Source organism: Kitasatospora sp. McL0602 (genome assembly GCF_052076145.1).
Taxonomy (GTDB): Bacteria; Actinomycetota; Actinomycetes; order Streptomycetales; family Streptomycetaceae; genus Kitasatospora.
Genome location: NZ_CP197246.1, coordinates 490,434 through 511,324, shown reverse-complemented (window position 1 = coordinate 511,324; position 20,891 = coordinate 490,434). Strand labels below are relative to the sequence as shown.

Sequence of the window (20,891 nt, the reverse complement as noted above, 5' to 3'; positions counted from 1 at the left end):
CGGGACGGGAGGCTGCTGTGACTGACGTGTTCGAGCAGGAGTTGAGCGACCAGCTCGCCCAGGCCCGCCGCGAGCTGGCGGCGGCCCGCGCGGCGGGCGACCCGGAGGGCGTCGACGCCTACCGGGGCCGGATCACCGGGCTGCTGCACATCGCGGCCCGCCACGGGATCACCCTCCCGCACACCCCGGAGGAAGACGAGGAGGAGGACTGAGCATGCCGGTGCCGCTCTACCAGGCCAAGGCGGAGTTCTTCCGCACGCTCGGCCACCCGGCCCGCATCCGCGTCCTCGAACTCCTCCAGGACGGCCCGCGCCCCGTCCGCGAGCTCCTCGCCGAGATCGACATCGAGGCCTCCAGCCTCTCCCAGCAGCTCGCCGTCCTGCGCCGCACCCAGCTCGTCACCGCCACCCGCGAGGGCAACACCGTGGTCTACGCGCTGAGTACCCCGGACGTCGCCGAGCTGCTCCGGGCCGCCCGCAGCATCCTCACCGACCTGATCGCCGACCAGCGCGAACTCCTCGGCGAGCTGCGCGGCGACGCCCGGGTCTGAGCGCCCGGGTCTGAGCGCGCGCTGCCCGGTTCAGACCGACCGCAGCCGCTCCGCCTGTACGCCGTGGAGCACGCTGGCCAGCAGGCCGGGGAACAGTGCTTCGAGGTCGGCGTCCCGGAGGGTGCTCATCCTGGCGGTGCCGCGCCGGTGCTGCCGGATCACCCCGGCCTCGCGGAGCACCCGGAAGTGGTGCGTGCTGGTCGACTTGGTGACCGGCAGCCCGAATGCCTGGCAGGCCAACTCGTGCGGCCCGGTGGCGAGTTCGCTCACGATGCGGAGCCGTACCGGGTCGGCCAGGGCGTGCAGCACCGCCTCCAGGCGGATCTGCTCGGGCGGCGGCTCCGGGAGGCAGGTCTCGGTCATGCTTCATGGTACGAGAAGAATCGTAGTTCGATGAGCTTCGTAGTTTGACAGTTCTCGTACTACGTCGGTTATCGTACTAAGGAGTCGAGGCCCGCCCTGAAGGAGCTGCCATGAGTGCCCTGTTCGAGCCGATCACCCTCCGGTCGCTGACCGTGCCGAACCGGGTCTGGCTCGCGCCGATGTGCATGTACTCGGCTGCCTCCGAAGGCCCCGAGACGGGCGTCGCCACCGACTTCCACCTGGCCCACCTGGGCGCCCGCGCCGCCGGAGGCGCCGGGTTGCTGCTGGTCGAGTCCACCGCCGTCCGCCCCGAGGGCCGGATCTCCCCGTACGACCTCGGGCTCTGGAACGACCGCCAGCAGGAGCAGCTGGCCCGGATCGCCGCGCTGGTCACCCAGCACGGCGCCGTGCCCGCCATCCAGCTCGGCCACGCCGGGCGCAAGGCCTCGACCGACCGGCCCGGCCAGGGCGGCGGGTACCTGACCGCCGAGCAGGGCGGCTGGCAGCCCGTCGGCCCGTCGGCGGTGCCGTTCGACACCGACGGCTCCCCGGCCCCGCACGAGCTGACGACCGGTGAGATCCGCGAGATCGCCGTCTCGTTCGCCGACTCCGCCCGGCGGGCGCTCGCGGCCGGCTTCCGCGCCGTCGAGATCCACGGCGCGCACGGCTACCTGATCCACTCCTTCCTCTCCCCGGTCTCCAACCACCGCACCGACGAGTACGGCGGGTCCTTCGAGAACCGCATCCGCTTCGCCCTGGAGGTCGTCGCCGCCGTCCGCGCCGTCTGGCCGGACGACCTGCCGCTGCTCTACCGCACCTCCGCCACCGACTGGATCGACGGCGCACCGAGCTGGACGGGCGAGGACACCGTCCGGCTCGCCAAGGAGCTCCAGGCCGCCGGGGTCGACCTGCTCGACACCTCCACCGGCGGCATCGCCCCGGGCATCCACATCCCCGCCGAGCCCGGCTACCAGACCCCGTTCGCCACCCAGGTCCGCACCGCCACCGGCCTGCCCACCGGCACCGTCGGCCTGATCACCGACCCGGCCCACGCCGAGTCGCTCGTCGCCACCGGCCAGGCCGACGTCGTCCTGCTCGGCCGCGAGCTGCTCCGCGACCCGTACTGGCCGCACCGCGCCGCCCGCGAACTCGGTGCCCCCGCCCGCTGGCCCGCCCAGTACGGCCGGGCCGTCCAGTAGGGCCCGCCCCGGCCACCTGCGCGATCGGTCCGCTACGGGGGTGCGGACCGATCGCGCAGGTCTTTCGGCGCCCGGCTCCCCGCCAACGGCGAGGCCGAGTTCGGCCCGCGCCTGCGCTGCGCCGCGATCTGACGCGAGATCACGATGTCCAGCAGCCCCCACGCCGTCCCGAACACCCCCAGCGCGGTGCACAGCAGCGCGGGCGTCAGCAGCGGGCTCCGCGCCACCGAGGCGAGCGTCGCGACGATCAGCGCGACCACCGTGCAGGAGAAGAACAGCCACGCCCGCACGGCCGCGGCCCGCACCTCGTCGGCCAGCCGCCGACGCCGTACATCCTTCATCGGCGACCCCCCATGCCACCAGCCTGCCCAGCTCGGGCCTGCACTATCCGGGCGCGCGGGGCTTCAGAGAGTCGCGTCCAGCTCCTCCATCGCCCCCACCACGATCGTCCGCATCGCCCGCTCGGCCTGCTCCGGGTCGCCCGCGCAGATCGCCTCGGCGACCTCGCGGTGCAACTGCACGGCGTAGGGCCGGGGTTGGTGCGGCATCAGCTGGTGCTCGGTGCGGCCGGTCAGGACGGCGCCGACGGTGTCGCCGAGGTGGGCGAACATCTCGTTGCCCGAGGCCCGCAGGACGGTCGCATGGAAGGCGATGTCGTGCCGGAGGAAGGTCTCCAGATCGGCGGCCCGCGCGCTGACGGTCAACTCGACGGCCAGTGCGCTGAGTTCGCGCCGCTGGTCGTCGGTCGCCCGACGGGCCGCCAGTGCGGCGGCGGCCGGCTCGACGGCGGCCCGTAGCGAGCCCAGGGAGCGCAACTGCGCGGCCCGGTCGGCCCCGGCCAGGCGCCAGCGGATCACCAGCGGGTCGAAGACGTCCCAACTCTCCTTCGGCTGCACGGTGATGCCGACCCGCCGCCGGGATTCGACCAGCCGCATCGACTCCAGGATGCGCACGGCCTCCCGGACGACCGTCCGGGACACCCCGTACCGCTCCTCCAGCTCCTCGGCCCGCAGGACCGACCCGACGGGGATCTCGCCCGACGCGATGGCTGGTCCGAGATCGGCGAGGAGTCGGCCGGGCAGGCCCTGGATGTCCATTGCCCCAGATTAGAGGCCGATCACCGTGCGACCCCGGACCGAATCTTAAAAGTATGACGATTGGGTTTCGCCGTCTTGAATAAGTCATACCTTTAAGCCAAGGTTGCATCGACCAGGCAAGACCGGTCGGTCCGAGAACAGGAGCACCACCCCATGGCTCTCAGCGCCGAGAACCGCCCGCCCGCCGTCGTCGTGATGGGCGTCTCGGGAGTGGGGAAGACGACCGTCGCCCGGCAGCTCGCCGAGCGGCTCGGCCTCCCGTACGCGGAGGCCGACGACTTCCACCCACCCGCCAACATCGCCAAGATGGCGGCCGGCACCCCCCTGGACGACCACGACCGGGCCCCCTGGCTGGCCGCCCTCGCCGGGTGGCTCGGCGAGCGACGGGCGGCGGGGGAGGGCGGCGTCGTCGCCTGCTCGGCGCTCAAGCGGCAGTACCGCGACACCCTGCGGACGCACTGCCCGGACGCGTTCTTCCTGCACCTCAGCGGCGGCCACGCCCTGGTCGAGGGCCGCCTCGCCCACCGAGCCGGGCACTTCATGCCCGCCTCGCTGCTCGACTCCCAGTACGCCGCGCTCGAACCGCTCCAGCCGGACGAGCACGGCACCGTGCTGGACGTCGACCGCACCCCCGCACAGCTCGTCGAGATGGCCGAAGCAGCGCTCCGGCCCGTCAATGGAGACCTCGCGTGACGCTCCCCGCCCTCCTCGCGGCCGCCCCACCGGCCCTGCCCCACACCAGCAGTGACGGCCGACTGCTCTGCGCCGTGCTGCTCGCCATCGGCGTCATCGTGCTGCTGATCACCAAGCTGAAGCTGCACCCCTTCCTCGCTCTCACCCTCGGCTCCGGCGTGCTCGCGGCCGTCGCCGGCGCGCCGTTCGACAGGCTCACCAGCAGCTTCGTCACCGGCTTCGGAGCCACCGTCAGCGGCGTCGGCCTGCTGATCGGCCTCGGCGCGATGCTCGGCAAGCTGCTCGCCGACTCCGGCGGGGCGAACATCATCGCGGACACCGTGCTGGCCCGCTCCAGCCGCCGGATGCTGCCCTGGGCGATGGCGCTGATCGCGGCCGTGCTCGGCCTGCCGCTGTTCTTCGAGGTCGGCGTGGTGCTGCTGGTCCCGATCGTGCTGCTGGTCGCCCGGCGCGGCGGCCTGCCGCTGATGCGGGTCGGCATCCCGGCCCTCGCCGGGCTCTCCGTCCTGCACGGGCTGGTGCCGCCGCACCCGGGCCCGCTGGTCGCCGTCGACGCCCTCAAGGCGGACCTGGGCGTGACGCTGGCGCTCGGCCTGCTGATCGCCGTGCCGACGCTTATCGTGGCCGGCCCGCTCTTCGCCCGCGTCGCCGAGCGCTGGGTCGGCCCGCTGGCCCTCCCCGCGGAGACGGCGCGGCCCGAGACCGAGCAGCGCGAGCACACGCCCGCCTTCGGCGCGGTGCTCGCCACCATCCTGCTGCCGGTCGTGCTGATGCTCGGCAAGGCCCTGGCGGACGTGGTGATCGACGACCCGAAGGCGGTGCCGCAGCGGGTGCTGGACTTCGTCGGCTCGCCGCTGATCGCGCTGCTCGCCGCCGTGCTGCTGGGCATGCTGACGCTCGGCCGGGCGGCCGGGTTCACCAAGGCGCGGATCTCCTCCACCGTCGAGAAGTCGCTCGGCCCGATCGCGGGCATCGTCTTCATCGTCGGCGCGGGCGGCGGCTTCAAGCAGACCCTGATCGACGTGGGTGTCGGCGACGCCGTCAGCTCCTGGTCCGCGAAGTGGCACGTCTCCGCGCTGCTGCTGGGCTGGCTGATCGCGGTCCTGATCCGCCTCGCCACCGGCTCGGCGACCGTCGCGACCATCACCGCCGCCGGGATCGTCGCCCCGCTGGCCGTCGGTATGACCTCGACCCACTCGGCGCTGCTGGTGCTGGCGATCGGTGCCGGGTCGCTGTTCTTCTCGCACGTCAACGACGCGGGGTTCTGGCTGGTGAAGGAGTACTTCGGGATGAGCGTCGGTCAGACGCTGAAGTCCTGGTCGGTCATGGAGACCGTCATCTCGGTGGTGGCCATCGCCCTGATCCTCCCGCTCGGTCTGCTCGTCTGAACCGGGAACGGGAACGGGACCGGGGGCGCGGGTGCACCGCACCCCCGGGCCAGTGGCTCAGGCGAACCACTGGTCATGGGCGAGCTTGATCACGAGGCTCACCACCACGACCACCAGCACCACCCGGACGAACCCGGTGCCCCGCTTGAGCGCCATCCGCGCCCCGACCAGCCCGCCGGCCAGGTTGAACAGCGCCATCATCAGTGCCAGCTGCCAGAGCACCGTGCCCTGGTAGCCGAACATCGCGAGCGCCCCGAGGTTGGTGCAGACATTCACGATCTTGGTGGTCGCCGAGGCCTCCACCAGGTCCAGCTGGAGGATCGCGACGAGCGCGATCACCAGGAAGGTCCCGGTGCCGGGCCCGATCAGGCCGTCGTAGAAGCCGATGCCCGCCCCGGCCAGCAGGATCGCGGTCAGCACCCGCTGCCGGGTGGCCGGCTCGCCGGCCGGAGCCGACCCGAAGGCCGGCCGCAGCAGGACGGAGGCCAGCACGACGAGCAGCACCACCATGATCACCGGGCGCAGCACCGCACTGTTGATCCCGGCGGCGAAGAACGCCCCGACGAGCGAGCCGCCCGCCGCCGCCACGCCGATCTTCACCGCCGTCCGCACGTCGATCCTGGTCCGGCGGGTGTAGGTGACGGCGGCGGCGCTGGTGCCGACGATCGCCACCGCCTTGTTGGTGCCCAGCACGTACGCCGTCGGCAGGTGCGGCAGGCCGACCAGCAGCGCGGGCAGCTGGATCAGCCCGCCGCCGCCGACCACGGCGTCGATCCACCCGGCCCCGGCGGCGGCGATGCAGAGCAGGGCGAGTGTCGTCAGCGAGATGTCGGGCACGGGCACCCCCGGGCGATCCTCACAGTGCACCCAGCGCGTAGCAGCGGCGCAGCCAGCGGGCCTGCCCGGCCTCGGCCGGGGTGAACGGCACCCGGCGGTGCATCACCCGGCGGTTGTCGAAGATGTGGAAGCCACCGGCCTCGACCAGCACGGGCGTGCCGTCCATCCCGGCGATCCGGGCCTCGAACGCGGCGAGCGCGGCGCGGGCCTCCTCGGTGCGGCCGGTGATCCGCTCGGGGCCGTAGCGCAGGGCGGGGCTGCCGTCGGGCAGCGTCCAGACCATCGGCACGGCGTCCCGGGTGAGCGGGCGGCCGTCGTCGTCGGCGCGGTAGGACTCGGGGGCGGTGACGTCGTACTCGGCGCGCCGCAGGGCCTCGGCGGTCGAGTCGGGCAGGGCGGCGAGCACGCTGTCGATGTCGAGCAGGTCGGTCGGCACCGCCTCGGTGTTGCGCATGCCGTAGAAGGAGAGGAAGTGCGGGATGGCCTCGGCGGCGCCGGCCCCGGGGCCGTGGTCGAGCACGGAGTCGTCGGTGTGCCAGTCCAGCGGCTGGGCGTAGCCCCAGGAGGTGTTGGTGCGGGCGCGGTCGGCGCGCGGGGCGACGTTGCGGATCAGCCGCCCCTCGTTCTCCCAGCGGTAGGCGACGGGGGAGAGGCCGAGCAGGCGCAGCAGGCCGAAGTGCACCAGGTTGGGCCCGGTGACGAGGCTCTCGTCGCAGAAGCCGTCCTGCGGGGTGGGGATCTCACCGCCCGTCCCCGGCAGGTTGGTGACGGTCAGCCAGGGGGTGGGCCGGTGGCGCCACTCGGCGAGCGCGTCGAGGGTCTGCGCCGGGAGGCAGTTGCGCAGCAGCTTGGCGCCGTGTTCGAGGTAGAGCCCGGGGTCGGTGTCGGGCAGGGCCGCGCCGAGATCGGGCAGCGAGCGCAGGGTCTCGGCGACCGTGGTTCTCGCGTCATCGGGCAGGTGGACGTTGGTTCCTGATATTGGATACACGTGCGACAAGACTAGAGAAGTAATGCCTATTCATGATCAGGTTTCATGATATTTGAGCTTCTCTTGAGCAAAAAAGTGGACCCAGGGGGCTTCCCCTGGGTCCACCGGGCGTGTCGCTCGGGCGTGTCGGTGTCAGACCTGCTTGCGCTTCGCCAGGAACTCGGCGACCTGCTCCTTGATCTCCGGCGTGTCCAGCCCACGCACCGTCATGGTGGTGCGGCGGCGCAGCACGTCGTCCGGCGTGTACGCCCACTCGCTGTCGGCGGCGTACGCGACCTGCGCCCAGACGTCCGGGCCGTCCGGGTGGATCGGCTCGCCCAGCTCGGGGTGCTCGGCGATCAGGCGCGCGATCTCGAAGGAGAGCGTGCCGTAGTGGCTGGCCAGGTGCTTGGCGACCAGCGGCTCCATCCGCGAGCCGGGCTCACGGTCGATCAGCAGGCGGTGCGCGACGGCGTTCGGCGCGCCGACACCCGGCAGCGGCACGGTCGCGGGGATGGCCGACATGTCCTCGGCCAGCCCGGTGCCGGGCACGTGCGCGAGCTTCTCCAGCACGGTGCGGCCGATGTGACGGTAGGTCGTCCACTTGCCGCCCGCGACGGAGAGCATGCCGCCGCGGCCCTCGGTGACGACCGTCTCGCGCTTGGCGGCGGCGGTGTCGCCCGGCCCGCCCGGCAGCACCCGCAGGCCGGCGAAGGCGTAGGTGATGAGGTCCCGGTCGAGGTGCTCGTCGCGGATGGCGTGCCCGGCCTCGCCCAGGATCTGGTCGATGTCGGCCTCGGTGGCGCGCACGTCCTGCGGGTCGCCGGTGTACTCCTCGTCCGTCGTCCCGAGGAGGACGTGGTCCTCCCACGGGATGGCGAAGGAGACGCGGTACTTGTCGATCGGGATGGTCAGCGCGGCGCGCCAGGGCGTGCGGCGCTTGACGACGACGTGCGCGCCCTTGGAGAGGCGGATGGAGGGCGCGGCGCCCGCGTCCTCCATCTTGCGCAGGTGGTCGACCCAGGGGCCGGTGGCGTTGAGCACCAGGCGGGCGCTGACACCGAACTCGGTGCCGTCCAGACGGTCCTTCAGCTCGGCGCCGGTCACCCGGGTGCCGGTGAAGCGGAGGCCGGTCACCTCGGCGTGGTTGAGCACCACGGCGCCCGCGTCCACGGCCGCGCGCACCGTCATGACGGCGACGCGCGAGTCGTTCATCTGGTGGTCGCCGTAGACCGCGACGGAGCGCAGGCCCTCGGTGCGCAACGCGGGCACCTGCTGGGCGGCGTGCGCGGCGGTGGAGACCCGGCCCATGCCGTCCCGGAAGGCGGAGAGCGCGGAGTAGAGGAAGACACCGGCGCCGAGCTTGGTCGCGCCGTGCGGGCCGCCCTTGTAGACGGGCACGAAGAAGGTCAGCGGGTTGACGAGGTGCGGCGCCACGTCGGTGGAGAGCACCCGGCGCTCCTTGTGGTTCTCCGCGACCAGCTTGACCGCGCCGGTCTGCAGGTAGCGCAGCCCGCCGTGGACGAGCTTGGAGGAGGCGCTGGAGGTGGCACCGGCGAAGTCGCCCGCGTCCACCATGGCGACCTTGAGGCCCGACTGGGCGGCCGTCCAGGCAGTGGCCGTCCCGAGGATGCCACCACCGATCACCAGCAGGTCGTAGGTGGCCTTGCCCAGCTGCTCGCGGGTCTCGGCACGGGAGGCGGTGTGGCCGGTGCTGCGTCCGGCACCCAGGGTCGGGAAGCTTGCCATGGTGTGTGTTGCGGCGCTCGGTGCGGGCGGCGCCGCTTCTCCTCTCGGGTGTGCGGTACGGCCTCCGGGGGAGACCGGCTCCGGCCCTGGTCGGGGCCGGGTACGAGCAGGGCCGGCCGGGGCTGCTGGGCCCCGACCGGCGGTGCGATCAGTTGTCCTCGTCCTCCTCCACCCAGCCCATGGTGCGCTCCACGGCCTTGAGCCACTTCTTGTACTCGCGCTCGCGGGTGGCCTCGTCCATCCGGGGGGTCCACTCGGCGGCGCGGTGCCAGTTGGCCCGCAGGGTGTCCAGGTCCGGCCAGAAGCCGACCGCGAGGCCGGCCGCGTAGGCGGCGCCCAGCGCGGTGGTCTCGGCCACGTACGGCCGCTCGACCGGCGCGTCCAGGACGTCGGCGATGTTCTGCATCAGCAGGTTGTTGGAGGTCATGCCGCCGTCCACCTTGAGGGCGGTCAGCGTGACGCCGGAGTCCTTCTCCATCGCGTCGACGACCTCGCGGGTCTGCCAGGCGGTGGCCTCCAGTACGGCGCGGGCCAGGTGGCCCTTGGTGACGTACCGGGTCAGACCGGCGATCACGCCGCGGGCGTCGGAGCGCCAGTACGGGGCGAACAGGCCGGAGAAGGCGGGGACGAAGTACGCGCCGCCGTTGTCCTCGACCGTGGAGGCCAGCGTCTCGATCTCGGCGGCGGTGGAGATGATGCCGAGCTGGTCGCGCAGCCACTGCACCAGCGAGCCGGTGACGGCGATCGAGCCCTCCAGGGCGTAGACCGGGGCCTGGTCGCCGATCCGGTAGCCGACGGTGGTCAGCAGGCCGTGGTAGGAGTTGACGATCTTCTCGCCGGTGTTCAGCAGCAGGAAGGTCCCGGTGCCGTAGGTCGACTTGGCCTCGCCTTCGTCGAAGCAGGTCTGGCCGAAGAGCGCGGCCTGCTGGTCGCCGAGCGCGGCGGCGACGGGCACGCCGTCGAGGTCGCCGGTGGCCAGGCCGTAGACCTCGGCGGAGGAGCGGATCTCCGGCAGGACGGCCATCGGCACGCCCATCGACTCGGCGATCTTCTCGTCCCAGGCCAGGGTGCCCAGGTTCATCAGCATGGTGCGCGAGGCGTTGGTGACGTCGGTGATGTGCTTGCCGCCGTTCACCCCGCCGGTGAGGTTCCAGATCACCCAGGTGTCCATGGTGCCGAACAGGATGTCCCCGGCCTCGGCGCGCTCGCGCAGGCCCTCGACGTTGTCCAGCAGCCAGCGGATCTTCGGGCCGGCGAAGTAGCTGGCCAGCGGCAGGCCGGTCTCGCGGCGGAAGCGGTCCTGGCCGACGTTGCGGCCCAGCTCGCGGCAGAGCGCCTCGGTGCGGGTGTCCTGCCAGACCAGCGCGTTGTGCACCGGCTCGCCGGTGTGCTTGTCCCACAGCACGGTGGTCTCGCGCTGGTTGGTGATGCCGACCGCGCGGATGTCGTCCTTGGTCAGGCCGGCCTTCTCCAGCGCGCCCCGGACGACGGACTGCACGCGCGTCCAGATCTCGGCGGCGTCGTGCTCGACCCAGCCCGGCTGCGGGAAGATCTGGCTGTGCTCCTGCTGGTCGACGGCGACGATCCGGCCGTCCGCGCCGAAGATGATGCAGCGGCTCGACGTGGTGCCCTGGTCGATCGCGGCGATGTAGTTGCCAGTGAGCTGGGTGGTCATGAGGTCCTCGGCTCGGAGTGAGGGTTTCGGGTGGGCGGGGTCCGGTCTGCCTGACGCATGGTTCAGTCCCCGTATAGCGCGTCGGGGCAAACCCGGGCTTTAGAAGGTGACGTACCAGCGCCGTCAGAAAGCGGCGTTGTACAGCAGACCGGAGAGCAGGCCGCCGATGACGGGCCCGGCGACCGGGATCCACGCGTACGACCAGTCGGAGCCGCCCTTGTTCGGGATCGGCAGCAGCGAGTGCACGATGCGCGGCCCGAGGTCACGGACGGGGTTGATCGCGTAGCCGGTCGGGCCGCCGAGCGAGAGGCCGATGCCGACGACGGTGAAGGCGGTGAGCAGCACGCCGACGCCGGAGAGGCCGACACCCTTGGTGAGGCCCTGGGTGAGGATGGCCATGCAGAGCACCATGGTCGCGATGATCTCGGTGATCAGGTTCTGGACGGGGTTACGCACCTCGGGCCCGGTCGAGAAGATGCCGAGCGTGGGCTCCTCGTTGGCCTGGAACTGGCCCAGGTAGGTGAGCCAGACGAGGACGGCGCCGATCATCGCGCCGAGCAGCTGGGAGCCGATGTAGAGCGGCACCTTGCTCCAGTCGCCGCTTTGCACGGCGATGGCGAAGGTGACGGCCGGGTTCAGATGGGCGCCGGACTTCGGGGCCACCATGTACGCGGCGATCATCACCGCGAAGCCCCAGCCGAAGGTGATGGCGAGCCAGCCGGCGTTGACGGCCTTCGACTTCTTCAGCGTGACGGCGGCGCAGACGCCACCGCCGAGAAGTATCAGGGCGGCGGTGCCGAGGGTTTCGCCGACGAAGATGTCGCCGTTGGAGAACGCGGACACAAAGACTCCTTTGTCCGTATGGCCTGGAGCAGGTGGGGGGAGAGAGGTGCTGTGCGGCGGGGGAGTCCGCAAGTGGGTGTGTCCCGTCCCGGGGTCACACCCTGACGGTGCCGGTCGGTGATCTCCGGCCAGCGTTCGACAATGTCGACCGTCATGCGGAAGCTTGCTCTTTCGTCCTGCCTACGTCAAGGCCGGGTGACCTTCCTGTGACTCATCACTCACAGTGACGGGAAGCTTCCGGTGAAACTATCAGCCGAATAGCTCAAAACCATGACAAAACGCCCGGGGGCGGACAGGCGACAGCCCGTCCGCCCCCGGGGCGGGTCACTGAAAGACACTCAGAAGCGGCCGGCGCCCAAGTCCCGCGAGATCGCCCGCGCCGCGCTGCGCACCGAGGCCACCAGCGAAGGCCGGACGAAGCCGTCCTCGCAGACCCGCTCCACCGCCCCGCTGATGCACACCGCCCCGACCGGGTTGCGCCGCCGGTCCTGGATCAGCGCACCGATCGAGGCGACACCCTCCCAGGTCTCCTCGATCACGTCCGCCCAGCCACGCTCCCGGATCAGCGCACACTCCGCGTCGATCTCGGCCGCCTGCGTCAGCGTCCTCGAGGTGTACGACTCCCACGGCCCGTCACCCAGCTCACCGCGCGCCACCGGGTCGTACGCCAGCAGCACCTTGCCCAGCGCCGTGCTGTGCAGCGGCTGCATCGAGCCCACCTCCAGCACCTGCCGGGTGTCGTCCGGCCGGAAGACGTGATGCACGATCAGCACCCCCTGCTGGTGCAGCACCCCCAGGTAGACCGTCTCACCACTGGCCCGCGCCAGGTCGTCGGCCCACACCAGCGCCCGCGCCCGCAGCTCGTGCACGTCCAGGTAGCTCTGGCCCAGCCGCAGCAACTCCGCGCCCAGCTGGTACTTCCCGCTCTCCGGGTCCTGCTCGACGAAACCCTCCTGCTGGAGGGTCCGCAGAATGCCGTGCGCCGTCCCCTTGGCGAGATCCAGCGAGGTCGCCACCTCCGACAACCCCAACCGCCGCTCGCCACCCGCCAGCAGACGCATGATCGCGGCAGCCCGGGAGAGCGACTGGATCGGGCCGGGCATGAGGACCTCCGCTGACAGGCGGTCGACAATGTCGACCGCAGGGGTAACGCCACGAGTCTGCCAGGCCAACCCCCCGCCGTGCACCTTCCCCGTCGGTAGCTGTCACCTCCCCGGGCCTCACCCCACCAGCCGGGCCAAACCCGCGATCTGCTCCTGCCCCACCCGGCAGCACCCGCCCACCAGCCGAGCACCGTCCTCGACCCACCCCGCCACCGCCTCCGGCCGGAAGCTCCACCCCCCGGCCCAGGCCCGAGCCTCGGCGTCCCACCGCTCACCACTGTTCGGGTAGACCACTACCGGCTTCCCCGTCACCTCCGCCGCCACCCGAACGGCGTGATCCGCATCCTCCGGGGTGCAGCAGTTCACCCCCACCGCCACCACCTCCTCGGCCTCCGCCGCCAACGCGAACGCCTCCGCCAACGGCTGCCCCGCCCGCGTCAGCCCCCCGGCCACGCTGTACGACAGCCAGGCCGGCACCCCCAGCCCCCGCACCGCCCGCAGCAGCGCCCGCGCCTCGTCCGCGTCCGGCACCGTCTCCAGCGCCAGCACATCCGGCCCCGCTGCCGCCAGCACCTCCAACCGAGGCCGGTGGAACCGCTCCAACTCGTCCACGCTCAGCCCGTACCGCCCCCGGTACTCCGACCCGTCCGCCAGCACCGCCCCGTACGGCCCCACCGACGCCGCCACGAACCGCGCCCCGCCCCCCGGCGCCCGCCGCGCCGCCTCCCGCGCCAGCTCCACACTCAGCCCGATCAGCCGCTCCGCCTCCGCCCGGCCCACCCCACGCCGCGCGAACCCCTCGAAACTCGCCTGGTAGCTCGACGTGATCGCGACCTCCGCGCCCGCCGCGAAATACCCGGCATGCGCCCGCACGATCGCCTCCGGCTCGTCCGCCAGCAGCCGCGCCGACCACAGCTCGTCCGACAGATCGTGCCCGGCATCCGCCAACTGGTTCGACAGCCCCCCGTCCAGCACCAGCGGCCCGGCAGCCAACGCCTCGACGAACCCACCCACGCCCGACACCCCACGACCACGCTCACGTCCCATCCCCGCACCCTACGCGCGCCCCGCCCCAGCTCAACGGCACGTCCGACCACCGGGCACCCGTACCCAACTACCATCCACGGCATGACCACACCGCCCGCTGCCCACAGCCACTGCCACCACTGCGGCACCCCCTACCCGCCCGGCACCCTCGGCTGGCCCCGCACCTGCACCGGCTGCGCCGCGATCAGCTACCGCAACCCGCTGCCCGTCGTGGTCGTTCTGCAACCCGTCCTCCTCCCGGCCGGCGAGCAGCAGCTCCTCGTCATCCGCCGCACCATCGAACCCGGCTACGGCCGCCTCGCCCTCCCCGGCGGCTACATCGACTACGGCGAGAGCTGGCAGCAGGGCGGCGCCCGCGAACTCCGCGAGGAGACCGGCATCGAGGCCGACCCCGCCGACCTCACCCTGGTCAGTACCGACAGCGACGCCGCCGGCGGCTTCCTCTGCCTCTTCGGCCTGCTCCCCGCCCGCGAGCTCGCCACCCTCCCGCCGTCCGTCCCCACCGACGAGACCGACGGCTGGCTGCTCGCCACCCGCGACACCCAGCTCGCCTTCCCCTTCCACACCCGCGTCGCCCACTCCTGGTACACCGGCGCCTACACCCGTACGTGATCATTGCGGACCCTGGCGCAACCGCCGAATCCCTGGCATGGTCTGGACCGAAACTGCCACCACGGCGGGCCGCCACAAGCACCGACGACCCGCCCCCACCACACCGGCCGGGAGACCCCACCGTGAGCACCCCAACCCAGGAACAGCCGCTCTGGCGCCCCGACCCCGCCAAGGCCGCCGCCACCCAGCTGGTCGCCTTCCAGGCCTGGGCCGCCGAACACCACGGAGCACCCGCCGCCCCGCTCGCACCCACCGGCAACGACGACGAGGCCGCCGCCCGCTACGCCGCCCTGCACGCCTGGTCCACCGACGACCTCGACCGCTTCTGGACGGCCGTCACCCAGTGGTTCGACGTCCGCTTCACCACCGAGCCCGAGGCCGTCCTCGCCGACCCCGTCATGCCCGGCGCCCGCTGGTACCCCGGTGCCCGCCTCAACTACGCCGAGCACGCGCTGCGCCACGCCGACGACCCGGCCCGCGCCGACCAGCCCGCCATCCTCCACCTGGACGAGACCACCGACCAGCCCGTCGCCCTCAGCTGGTCCGAGCTGCGCCGCCAGGTCGGCTCCCTCGCCGCCGCCCTGCGCGCCCAGGGCATCGGCCCCGGCGACCGCGTCGGCGCCTACCTGCCCAACATCCCGCAGGCCGCCGTCGCCCTCCTCGCCACCGCCTCCCTCGGCGCCGTCTGGACGAGCTGCGCCCCCGACTTCGGCGCCCGCAGCGTCCTCGACCGCCTCCAGCAGATCGAACCCGCCGTCCTCTTCGCCGTCGACGGGTACCACTACGGCGGCAAGAACCACGACCGCACCGAGATCGTCGCCGAGCTGCGCCGCGAACTCCCCACCCTGCGCACCGTCGTCCACATCCCGCTGCTCGGCGGCCCGGCCCCCGAGGGCGCCCTGCACTGGGACGACCTGACGGCCGCCGACGTCCAGCCGGTGTACGAGCCCGTCCCGTTCGAGCACCCGCTCTGGGTCCTCTACTCCTCCGGCACCACCGGCCTCCCCAAGGCCATCGTCCAGAGCCAGGGCGGCATCCTGCTCGAACACCTCAAGCAGGCCGCCCTCCACCTCGACCTCACCCCCGAGGACCGCTTCCTCTGGTACACCTCGACCGGCTGGATGATGTGGAACTTCCTCATCGCCGGCCTCCTCGTCGGGTCCACGATCGTCACCTACGACGGCAGCCCCGGCCACCCCGACACCGGCGCCTTCTGGTCCGTCGCCGCCCGCACCCGCGCCACCGTCGTCGGCACCTCCGCCGCCTACGTCATCGCGAGCCGCAAGGCCGATCTCCACCCCGGCCGCGACCTCGACCTGTCAGCCGTCCGCTGCCTCGGCACCACCGGCTCGCCCCTGCCGCCCGACGGCTTCCAGTGGATCTACGACGAGGTCAAGGCCGACGTCTGGCTCGCCTCCGTCAGCGGCGGCACCGACGTCTGCTCCTGCTTCGTCGGCGGCGTCCCCACCCTCCCGGTGTACCTCGGCGAGATCCAGGGCCCCTGCCTCGGCGCAGCCGTCGAGTCCTGGGACGTCTCCGGCAAGCCCCACACCGACGAGGTCGGCGAGCTCGTCGTCACCAAGCCGCTGCCGTCCATGCCCACCGGCTTCTGGAACGACCACGACGGCACCCGCTACCACGACAGCTACTTCGACACGTACCCCGGCATCTGGCGCCACGGCGACTGGATCACCGTCACCTCCCGGGGCACCGTCGTCATCCACGGCCGCTCCGACTCCACCCTCAACCGCCAGGGCGTCCGGATGGGCTCCTCGGACATCTACGAGGTCGTCGAACGCCTCCCCGAGATCGCCGAATCCCTCGTCATCGGCCTCGAGGAGCCCGGCGGCGGCTACTGGATGCCGCTCTTCGTCGTCCTCACCCCCGGTGCCACCCTCGACGACGACCTGATCGGCCGCATCCGCACGTCGCTGCGCACCGAGCTCTCCCCCCGCCACGTCCCCGACGAGGTGATCACCGTGGCCGGCCTCCCGCACACCCTCACCGGCAAGCGCATCGAGGTCCCGGTCAAGCGACTCCTCGCCGGCACCCCCCTGGAGCAGGCCGTCAACCCCGGCTCGGTCGACAACCTCGACCACCTCCGCTTCTTCGAGACCCTCGGCCGCACCCGCCGAGCCTGAGCGGGTACGCCGAAGGGGCGCGAGGCTCTGCCTCGCGCCCCTCTCCCTACTACGGGCGGCTACTCGCCCGAAAGCACCTGCGCCGCCGCAGCTCGCGCCTCGTCGGCGGTGTCCGTCGCACGGGCCGCCGCCGCAGCCCGCTGACACTGCGCCAGCGTGTACTTCGCGAGAGCGCTCCGCACGTACGGGATCGACGCCGCGCCCATCGACAGGCTGGTCACCCCGAGCCCGGTCAGCACACAGGCCAGCAGCGGGTCGGACGCGGCCTCGCCGCACACCCCGCAGCTCTTGCCGGTCGCCCGCGCGGCGTCCGCGCTGAGCGCGACCAGGTCGAGCAGCGCGGGCTGCCACGGGTCCTGGAGCCGGGCCAGCGCACCGACCTGGCGGTCGGCGGCGAAGGTGTACTGCGCGAGGTCGTTCGTCCCCAGCGACAGGAACTCGACCTCCTGGAGGATCGAGCGGGCCCGCAGCGCGGCCGAGGGGATCTCCACCATCGCGCCGAACTTCGCCTGCAGCCCGGCCTCCCGGCAGGCGTCCGCGAACGCCTTCGCGTCCACCCGGTCGGCCACCATCGGCGCCATCACCTCGAGGTGCACCGGCAGCCCCTCGGCCGCCTTCGCCAGCGCCCGCAGCTGCGTCTGCATGACCGCAGGGTTCTCCAGCAGCGTCCGCAGCCCCCGCACACCGAGCGCAGGGTTCGGCTCGTCCGCCGGGGTCAGGAAGTCCAGCGGCTTGTCGGCCCCGGCGTCCAGCGCCCGCACGACGACCCGGCCCTCCGGGAAGGCCTCCAGGACCTTCCGGTACGCCTCGATCTGCTTCTCCTCGCTCGGCGCCTTCGCCGAGTCGTCAAGGAAGAGGAACTCGGTACGGAACAGCCCGACACCCTCGGCCCCGGCATCCAGCGCCGCCGGGAGGTCACCCGGGCCACCGACGTTCGCCAGCAGCGGCACCTTGTGCCCGTCCGAGGTCTGCCCCGGCCCGGAGGAGGCGGAGAGCGCGGCCTTGCGCTCGGCGGCCTGGCGGCGCAGCTCCTCCTTCTTCTCCTCGGACGGCTCGATCAACACCTCGCCGGTGCTGCCGTCGACCGCGACGACGACACCCTCGGCCAATTCCGTCGCCCCGGGCAGCGCGACCACGGCCGGCACCCCCATCGCCCGCGCGAGGATCGCGCTGTGGCTGGTCGGCCCACCCTCCTCGGTCACGAACCCCAGCACCAGCGTCGGGTCGAGCAGCGCGGTGTCGGCCGGAGCGAGGTCACGCGCGAAGAGCACGTACGGCTCGTCACTGTCCGGCACACCCGGCATCGGCACGCCCATCAGCCGCGCGACGATCCGGTTCCGCACGTCGTCCAGGTCCGCGACCCGTCCGGCCAGGTACTCCCCGGCCGCCGCGAGCAGCGCCCGGTACGCGGCGAACGCGTCGTAGACACCGCGCTCGGCGCTGCTGCCGACGGTGATCCGCCGGTTGACGTCGGCGATGAGCTCCGGGTCCTGCGCCATCAGCGCCTGGGCCTCCAGCACCGCCTGCGCCTCGCCACCGGCCAGATTGCCGCGCGCGATCAGGTCCGCCGCGACGGCGTCCACGGCAGCCTGCGCCCGAGCCTGCTCCCGCGGAGCCTCCTCGGCCGGGATCTGCTTCGCGACCGGCTCCAGGACGGCGGTGCCCATGTGCCGCACCTGGCCGATCGCGACACCGTGGCTGACACCTACGCCTCGCAGGGCCTGTTCCATGACTGTGAGTTCCTTTCACCGGCCTCCGGCCGGTCGGGCCGCGCTGGTGTTGTTCCGTGAGTGACGCAACCGTCCCACGCAGGGCGTGGGACGGCGCAGGGGTCCGCCGGGTGCTGTCAGCCCCGCCGAGCCAGGGTCAGTTCCACCGGGGTCAGTTCCAGTGGAAGAGCTCTTCCCCGGCCTTCACGTCTCCGGCCTCGACCACCGAGCCCAGCGCGTCGGGCGCGGCCTCGAGCGCGATGATCGGCGAGATCGGCGACTTGCCCGCAGCCTCGACGGCGGCCGGGTTCCAGCGGATGACGGCGTCGCCGCGCTTCACGGTGTCGCCCTTGCTGACCAGCAGTTCGAAGCCCTCGCCGTTCAGCTGCACGGTGTCGATCCCCAGGTGGGTCAGTACCCCGTGCCCGTTCTCGTCCACCACGACGAACGCGTGCGGGTGCATCGACACGACAAGCCCGTCGACCGGAGCCACCGCGTCGGTCAGTTCGCGAACGGGGTCGATGGCGGTGCCAGGGCCCACCATCGCGCCGGCAAAGACAGGGTCAGGCACAGCAGTGAGCCCAACGGCGCGACCGGCCAGCGGCGAGGTGACAGTGGTCATGGGGGAGCCTCCCGGGTGCGGAGTACGGCGGGTGCGACATCGGCTGAAGCCTAAATCATGTCAACTACGGACATATCGCAACTGGCCCACAAGGCAGCCGGGATGCCTCGCCAGCACTGCTGACACGCCGCCACGGCCCGACAACGCCGTCGTACCAACGGTTGTCTACCTCTGCGAGCCCAAGTGGTCTAGTCCTCTTGGTCGATGTGCCGCACTCTACGGCATCAGGGTGAGGAGGCACGATCGCCCCGACCCCACCGCCCCAACGCCCAGAGCTACGCCGATCGAGTGACGGGTGGCGCGGCTCGATTAGGCACTCGAGCCGGGAAGGGCTATGGTTTGTCGAGTCGCCGCAACGCAGCGATGAAGATTGCGAGTCGGTTCCGCAAAATCCTGGTTAAGACCAGGCAAACGGATCTGGTAAGCTCGAATCACGAACGAAGCGCCCGGAGAGCTTGCGAGAGCAGCTTGAAGGAAGCGTCCGTTCCTTGAGAACTCAACAGCGTGCCAAAAGTCAACGCCAGATATGTTGACATCCCCGGCCTGGATCGTTTCGGCGTTCCGGGTTGGAGATTCCTTTAGTAACAAAACACAGCGAGGACGCAGTGCACGGGGCCACCTATTCCGGTGGGTCGCCGTGCCGCTCAACGCGAGTGCTACCCGATTACGGGACATCATTCACGGAGAGTTTGATCCTGGCTCAGGACGAACGCTGGCGGCGTGCTTAACACATGCAAGTCGAACGATGAAGCCTCCGGGTGGATTAGTGGCGAACGGGTGAGTAACACGTGGGAAATCTGCCCTGCACTCTGGGACAAGCCTTGGAAACGAGGTCTAATACCGGATATGACCTTCCTCCGCATGGGGGTTGGTGGAAAGCTCCGGCGGTGCAGGATGATCCCGCGGCCTATCAGCTTGTTGGTGGGGTAATGGCCTACCAAGGCGACGACGGGTAGCCGGCCTGAGAGGGCGACCGGCCACACTGGGACTGAGACACGGCCCAGACTCCTACGGGAGGCAGCAGTGGGGAATATTGCACAATGGGCGAAAGCCTGATGCAGCGACGCCGCGTGAGGGATGAAGGCCTTCGGGTCGTAAACCTCTTTCAGCAGGGAAGAAGCGCAAGTGACGGTACCTGCAGAAGAAGCACCGGCTAACTACGTGCCAGCAGCCGCGGTAATACGTAGGGTGCGAGCGTTGTCCGGAATTATTGGGCGTAAAGAGCTCGTAGGCGGCTTGTCACGTCGGATGTGAAAGCCCGAGGCTTAACCTCGGGTCTGCATTCGATACGGGCAGGCTAGAGTGTGGTAGGGGAGATCGGAATTCCTGGTGTAGCGGTGAAATGCGCAGATATCAGGAGGAACACCGGTGGCGAAGGCGGATCTCTGGGCCATTACTGACGCTGAGGAGCGAAAGCGTGGGGAGCGAACAGGATTAGATACCCTGGTAGTCCACGCCGTAAACGGTGGGAACTAGGTGTTGGCGACATTCCACGTCGTCGGTGCCGCAGCTAACGCATTAAGTTCCCCGCCTGGGGAGTACGGCCGCAAGGCTAAAACTCAAAGGAATTGACGGGGGCCCGCACAAGCAGCGGAGCATGTGGCTTAATTCGACGCAACGCGAAGAACCTTACCAAGGCTTGACATATACCGGAAACGGCCAGAGATGGTCGCCCCCTTGTGGTCGGTATACAGGTGGTGCATGGTTGTCGTCAGCTCGTGTCGTGAGATGTTGGGTTAAGTCCCGCAACGAGCGCAACCCTTGTTCTGTGTTGCCAGCATGCCTTTCGGGGTGATGGGGACTCACAGGAGACTGCCGGGGTCAACTCGGAGGAAGGTGGGGACGACGTCAAATCATCATGCCCCTTATGTCTTGGGCTGCACACGTGCTACAATGGTCGGTACAAAGGGCTGCGATGCCGCGAGGCGGAGCGAATCCCAAAAAGCCGGCCTCAGTTCGGATTGGGGTCTGCAACTCGACCCCATGAAGTTGGAGTTGCTAGTAATCGCAGATCAGCATGCTGCGGTGAATACGTTCCCGGGCCTTGTACACACCGCCCGTCACGTCACGAAAGTCGGTAACACCCGAAGCCGGTGGCCTAACCCTTGGGAGGGAGCCGTCGAAGGTGGGACCAGCGATTGGGACGAAGTCGTAACAAGGTAGCCGTACCGGAAGGTGCGGCTGGATCACCTCCTTTCTAAGGAGCACATAGCCGGATGCGAGCGAATGTCTCGCACGGTTGCTCATGGGTGGAACGTTGACTATTCGGCACACACGGTTGGTTCCGTTAGTACTG

General features: G+C 70.9%; 19 protein-coding genes and 1 rRNA gene. 8 read left to right on the top strand and 12 right to left on the bottom strand.

The features are described from left to right. The first annotated feature begins 17 nt into the window (after nucleotides 1-17). Both ACR68M_RS02435 and ACR68M_RS02430 read left to right on the top strand, forming a co-directional pair. Nucleotides 18-212, top strand: a complete 195-nt coding sequence (locus tag ACR68M_RS02435) for a hypothetical protein (RefSeq protein WP_441248697.1) — start codon at nucleotides 18-20, stop codon at nucleotides 210-212. A 2-nt stretch (nucleotides 213-214) separates the two neighbouring features. Continuing rightward, nucleotides 215-550, top strand: a complete 336-nt coding sequence (locus tag ACR68M_RS02430) for an ArsR/SmtB family transcription factor (RefSeq protein WP_441248696.1) — start codon at nucleotides 215-217, stop codon at nucleotides 548-550. A 30-nt stretch (nucleotides 551-580) separates the two neighbouring features. On the opposite strand, the gene ACR68M_RS02425 is transcribed toward ACR68M_RS02430, so the two are convergent. Then, nucleotides 581-913, bottom strand: coding sequence for an ArsR/SmtB family transcription factor (locus tag ACR68M_RS02425; protein WP_441248695.1), 333 nt, complete (start codon nucleotides 911-913; stop codon nucleotides 581-583). Between the two features lie 110 nt (nucleotides 914-1,023). On the opposite strand from ACR68M_RS02425, the gene ACR68M_RS02420 reads away from it, so the two are divergent. Beyond that, entirely contained in the window at nucleotides 1,024-2,112 is a 1,089-nt protein-coding gene (locus ACR68M_RS02420) for an NADH:flavin oxidoreductase/NADH oxidase (RefSeq protein ID WP_441248694.1), read from the top strand. 32 nt (nucleotides 2,113-2,144) lie between these two features. Here the strand turns inward: ACR68M_RS02420 and ACR68M_RS02415 are convergent, their stop codons facing one another. Further along, complete coding sequence (locus ACR68M_RS02415; protein ID WP_441248693.1) at nucleotides 2,145-2,453, bottom strand: hypothetical protein; 309 nt, start codon at nucleotides 2,451-2,453, stop codon at nucleotides 2,145-2,147. Nucleotides 2,454-2,516: 63 nt separating this feature from the next. Beyond that, on the bottom strand, nucleotides 2,517-3,209 hold the full coding sequence (locus ACR68M_RS02410; protein ID WP_441248692.1) for a FadR/GntR family transcriptional regulator: 693 nt from the start codon (nucleotides 3,207-3,209) through the stop codon (nucleotides 2,517-2,519). Between the two features lie 153 nt (nucleotides 3,210-3,362). Here ACR68M_RS02410 and ACR68M_RS02405 point away from each other — a divergent pair, with 153 nt between their 5' ends. Both ACR68M_RS02405 and ACR68M_RS02400 read left to right on the top strand, forming a co-directional pair. After that, on the top strand, nucleotides 3,363-3,902 hold the full coding sequence (locus ACR68M_RS02405; protein WP_441248691.1) for a gluconokinase: 540 nt from the start codon (nucleotides 3,363-3,365) through the stop codon (nucleotides 3,900-3,902). Continuing rightward, entirely contained in the window at nucleotides 3,899-5,290 is a 1,392-nt protein-coding gene (locus ACR68M_RS02400; RefSeq protein ID WP_441248690.1) for a GntT/GntP/DsdX family permease, read from the top strand. The genes ACR68M_RS02405 and ACR68M_RS02400 overlap by 4 nt, the downstream gene beginning before the upstream one ends. Nucleotides 5,291-5,347: 57 nt before the next feature. On the opposite strand, the gene ACR68M_RS02395 is transcribed toward ACR68M_RS02400, so the two are convergent. The 7 genes from ACR68M_RS02395 to mmuM all read right to left on the bottom strand — a co-directional run bounded on the left by ACR68M_RS02395 (nucleotide 5,348) and on the right by mmuM (nucleotide 13,511). Then, entirely contained in the window at nucleotides 5,348-6,127 is a 780-nt protein-coding gene (locus ACR68M_RS02395; protein ID WP_441251494.1) for a sulfite exporter TauE/SafE family protein, read from the bottom strand. A 19-nt stretch (nucleotides 6,128-6,146) separates the two neighbouring features. Next, nucleotides 6,147-7,115 (bottom strand): TauD/TfdA family dioxygenase, encoded by a 969-nt coding sequence (locus tag ACR68M_RS02390; protein ID WP_441248689.1) that lies wholly within the window; start codon nucleotides 7,113-7,115, stop codon nucleotides 6,147-6,149. Between the two features lie 132 nt (nucleotides 7,116-7,247). Continuing rightward, a complete protein-coding gene (locus ACR68M_RS02385; RefSeq protein ID WP_441248688.1) occupies nucleotides 7,248-8,843 on the bottom strand; it encodes an FAD-dependent oxidoreductase in 1,596 nt (531 codons plus the stop codon). Nucleotides 8,844-8,991: 148 nt separating this feature from the next. Further along, complete coding sequence (glpK, locus tag ACR68M_RS02380; RefSeq protein ID WP_441248687.1) at nucleotides 8,992-10,518, bottom strand: glycerol kinase GlpK; 1,527 nt, start codon at nucleotides 10,516-10,518, stop codon at nucleotides 8,992-8,994. 123 nt (nucleotides 10,519-10,641) lie between these two features. Then, on the bottom strand, nucleotides 10,642-11,361 hold the full coding sequence (locus ACR68M_RS02375) for an MIP/aquaporin family protein (protein ID WP_441248686.1): 720 nt from the start codon (nucleotides 11,359-11,361) through the stop codon (nucleotides 10,642-10,644). A 338-nt stretch (nucleotides 11,362-11,699) separates the two neighbouring features. Next, on the bottom strand, nucleotides 11,700-12,464 hold the full coding sequence (locus ACR68M_RS02370) for an IclR family transcriptional regulator (RefSeq protein ID WP_441248685.1): 765 nt from the start codon (nucleotides 12,462-12,464) through the stop codon (nucleotides 11,700-11,702). A gap of 117 nt (nucleotides 12,465-12,581) precedes the next feature. Beyond that, complete coding sequence (gene mmuM, locus ACR68M_RS02365) at nucleotides 12,582-13,511, bottom strand: homocysteine S-methyltransferase (RefSeq protein WP_441248684.1); 930 nt, start codon at nucleotides 13,509-13,511, stop codon at nucleotides 12,582-12,584. 81 nt (nucleotides 13,512-13,592) lie between these two features. Here mmuM and ACR68M_RS02360 point away from each other — a divergent pair, with 81 nt between their 5' ends. Both ACR68M_RS02360 and ACR68M_RS02355 read left to right on the top strand, forming a co-directional pair. Further along, entirely contained in the window at nucleotides 13,593-14,123 is a 531-nt protein-coding gene (locus ACR68M_RS02360) for an NUDIX domain-containing protein (protein ID WP_441248683.1), read from the top strand. 122 nt (nucleotides 14,124-14,245) lie between these two features. Then, nucleotides 14,246-16,264, top strand: a complete 2,019-nt coding sequence (locus ACR68M_RS02355; RefSeq protein WP_441248682.1) for an acetoacetate--CoA ligase — start codon at nucleotides 14,246-14,248, stop codon at nucleotides 16,262-16,264. 59 nt (nucleotides 16,265-16,323) lie between these two features. Here ACR68M_RS02355 and ptsP read toward each other — a convergent pair whose 3' ends face one another. Next, nucleotides 16,324-17,994, bottom strand: coding sequence for a phosphoenolpyruvate--protein phosphotransferase (ptsP, locus tag ACR68M_RS02350; protein ID WP_441248681.1), 1,671 nt, complete (start codon nucleotides 17,992-17,994; stop codon nucleotides 16,324-16,326). A gap of 151 nt (nucleotides 17,995-18,145) precedes the next feature. Then, on the bottom strand, nucleotides 18,146-18,595 hold the full coding sequence (locus ACR68M_RS02345; RefSeq protein ID WP_441248680.1) for a PTS sugar transporter subunit IIA: 450 nt from the start codon (nucleotides 18,593-18,595) through the stop codon (nucleotides 18,146-18,148). A 677-nt stretch (nucleotides 18,596-19,272) separates the two neighbouring features. On the opposite strand from ACR68M_RS02345, the gene ACR68M_RS02340 reads away from it, so the two are divergent. Next, nucleotides 19,273-20,792 (top strand): 16S ribosomal RNA (locus tag ACR68M_RS02340). Nucleotides 20,793-20,891 lie beyond the last annotated feature (99 nt).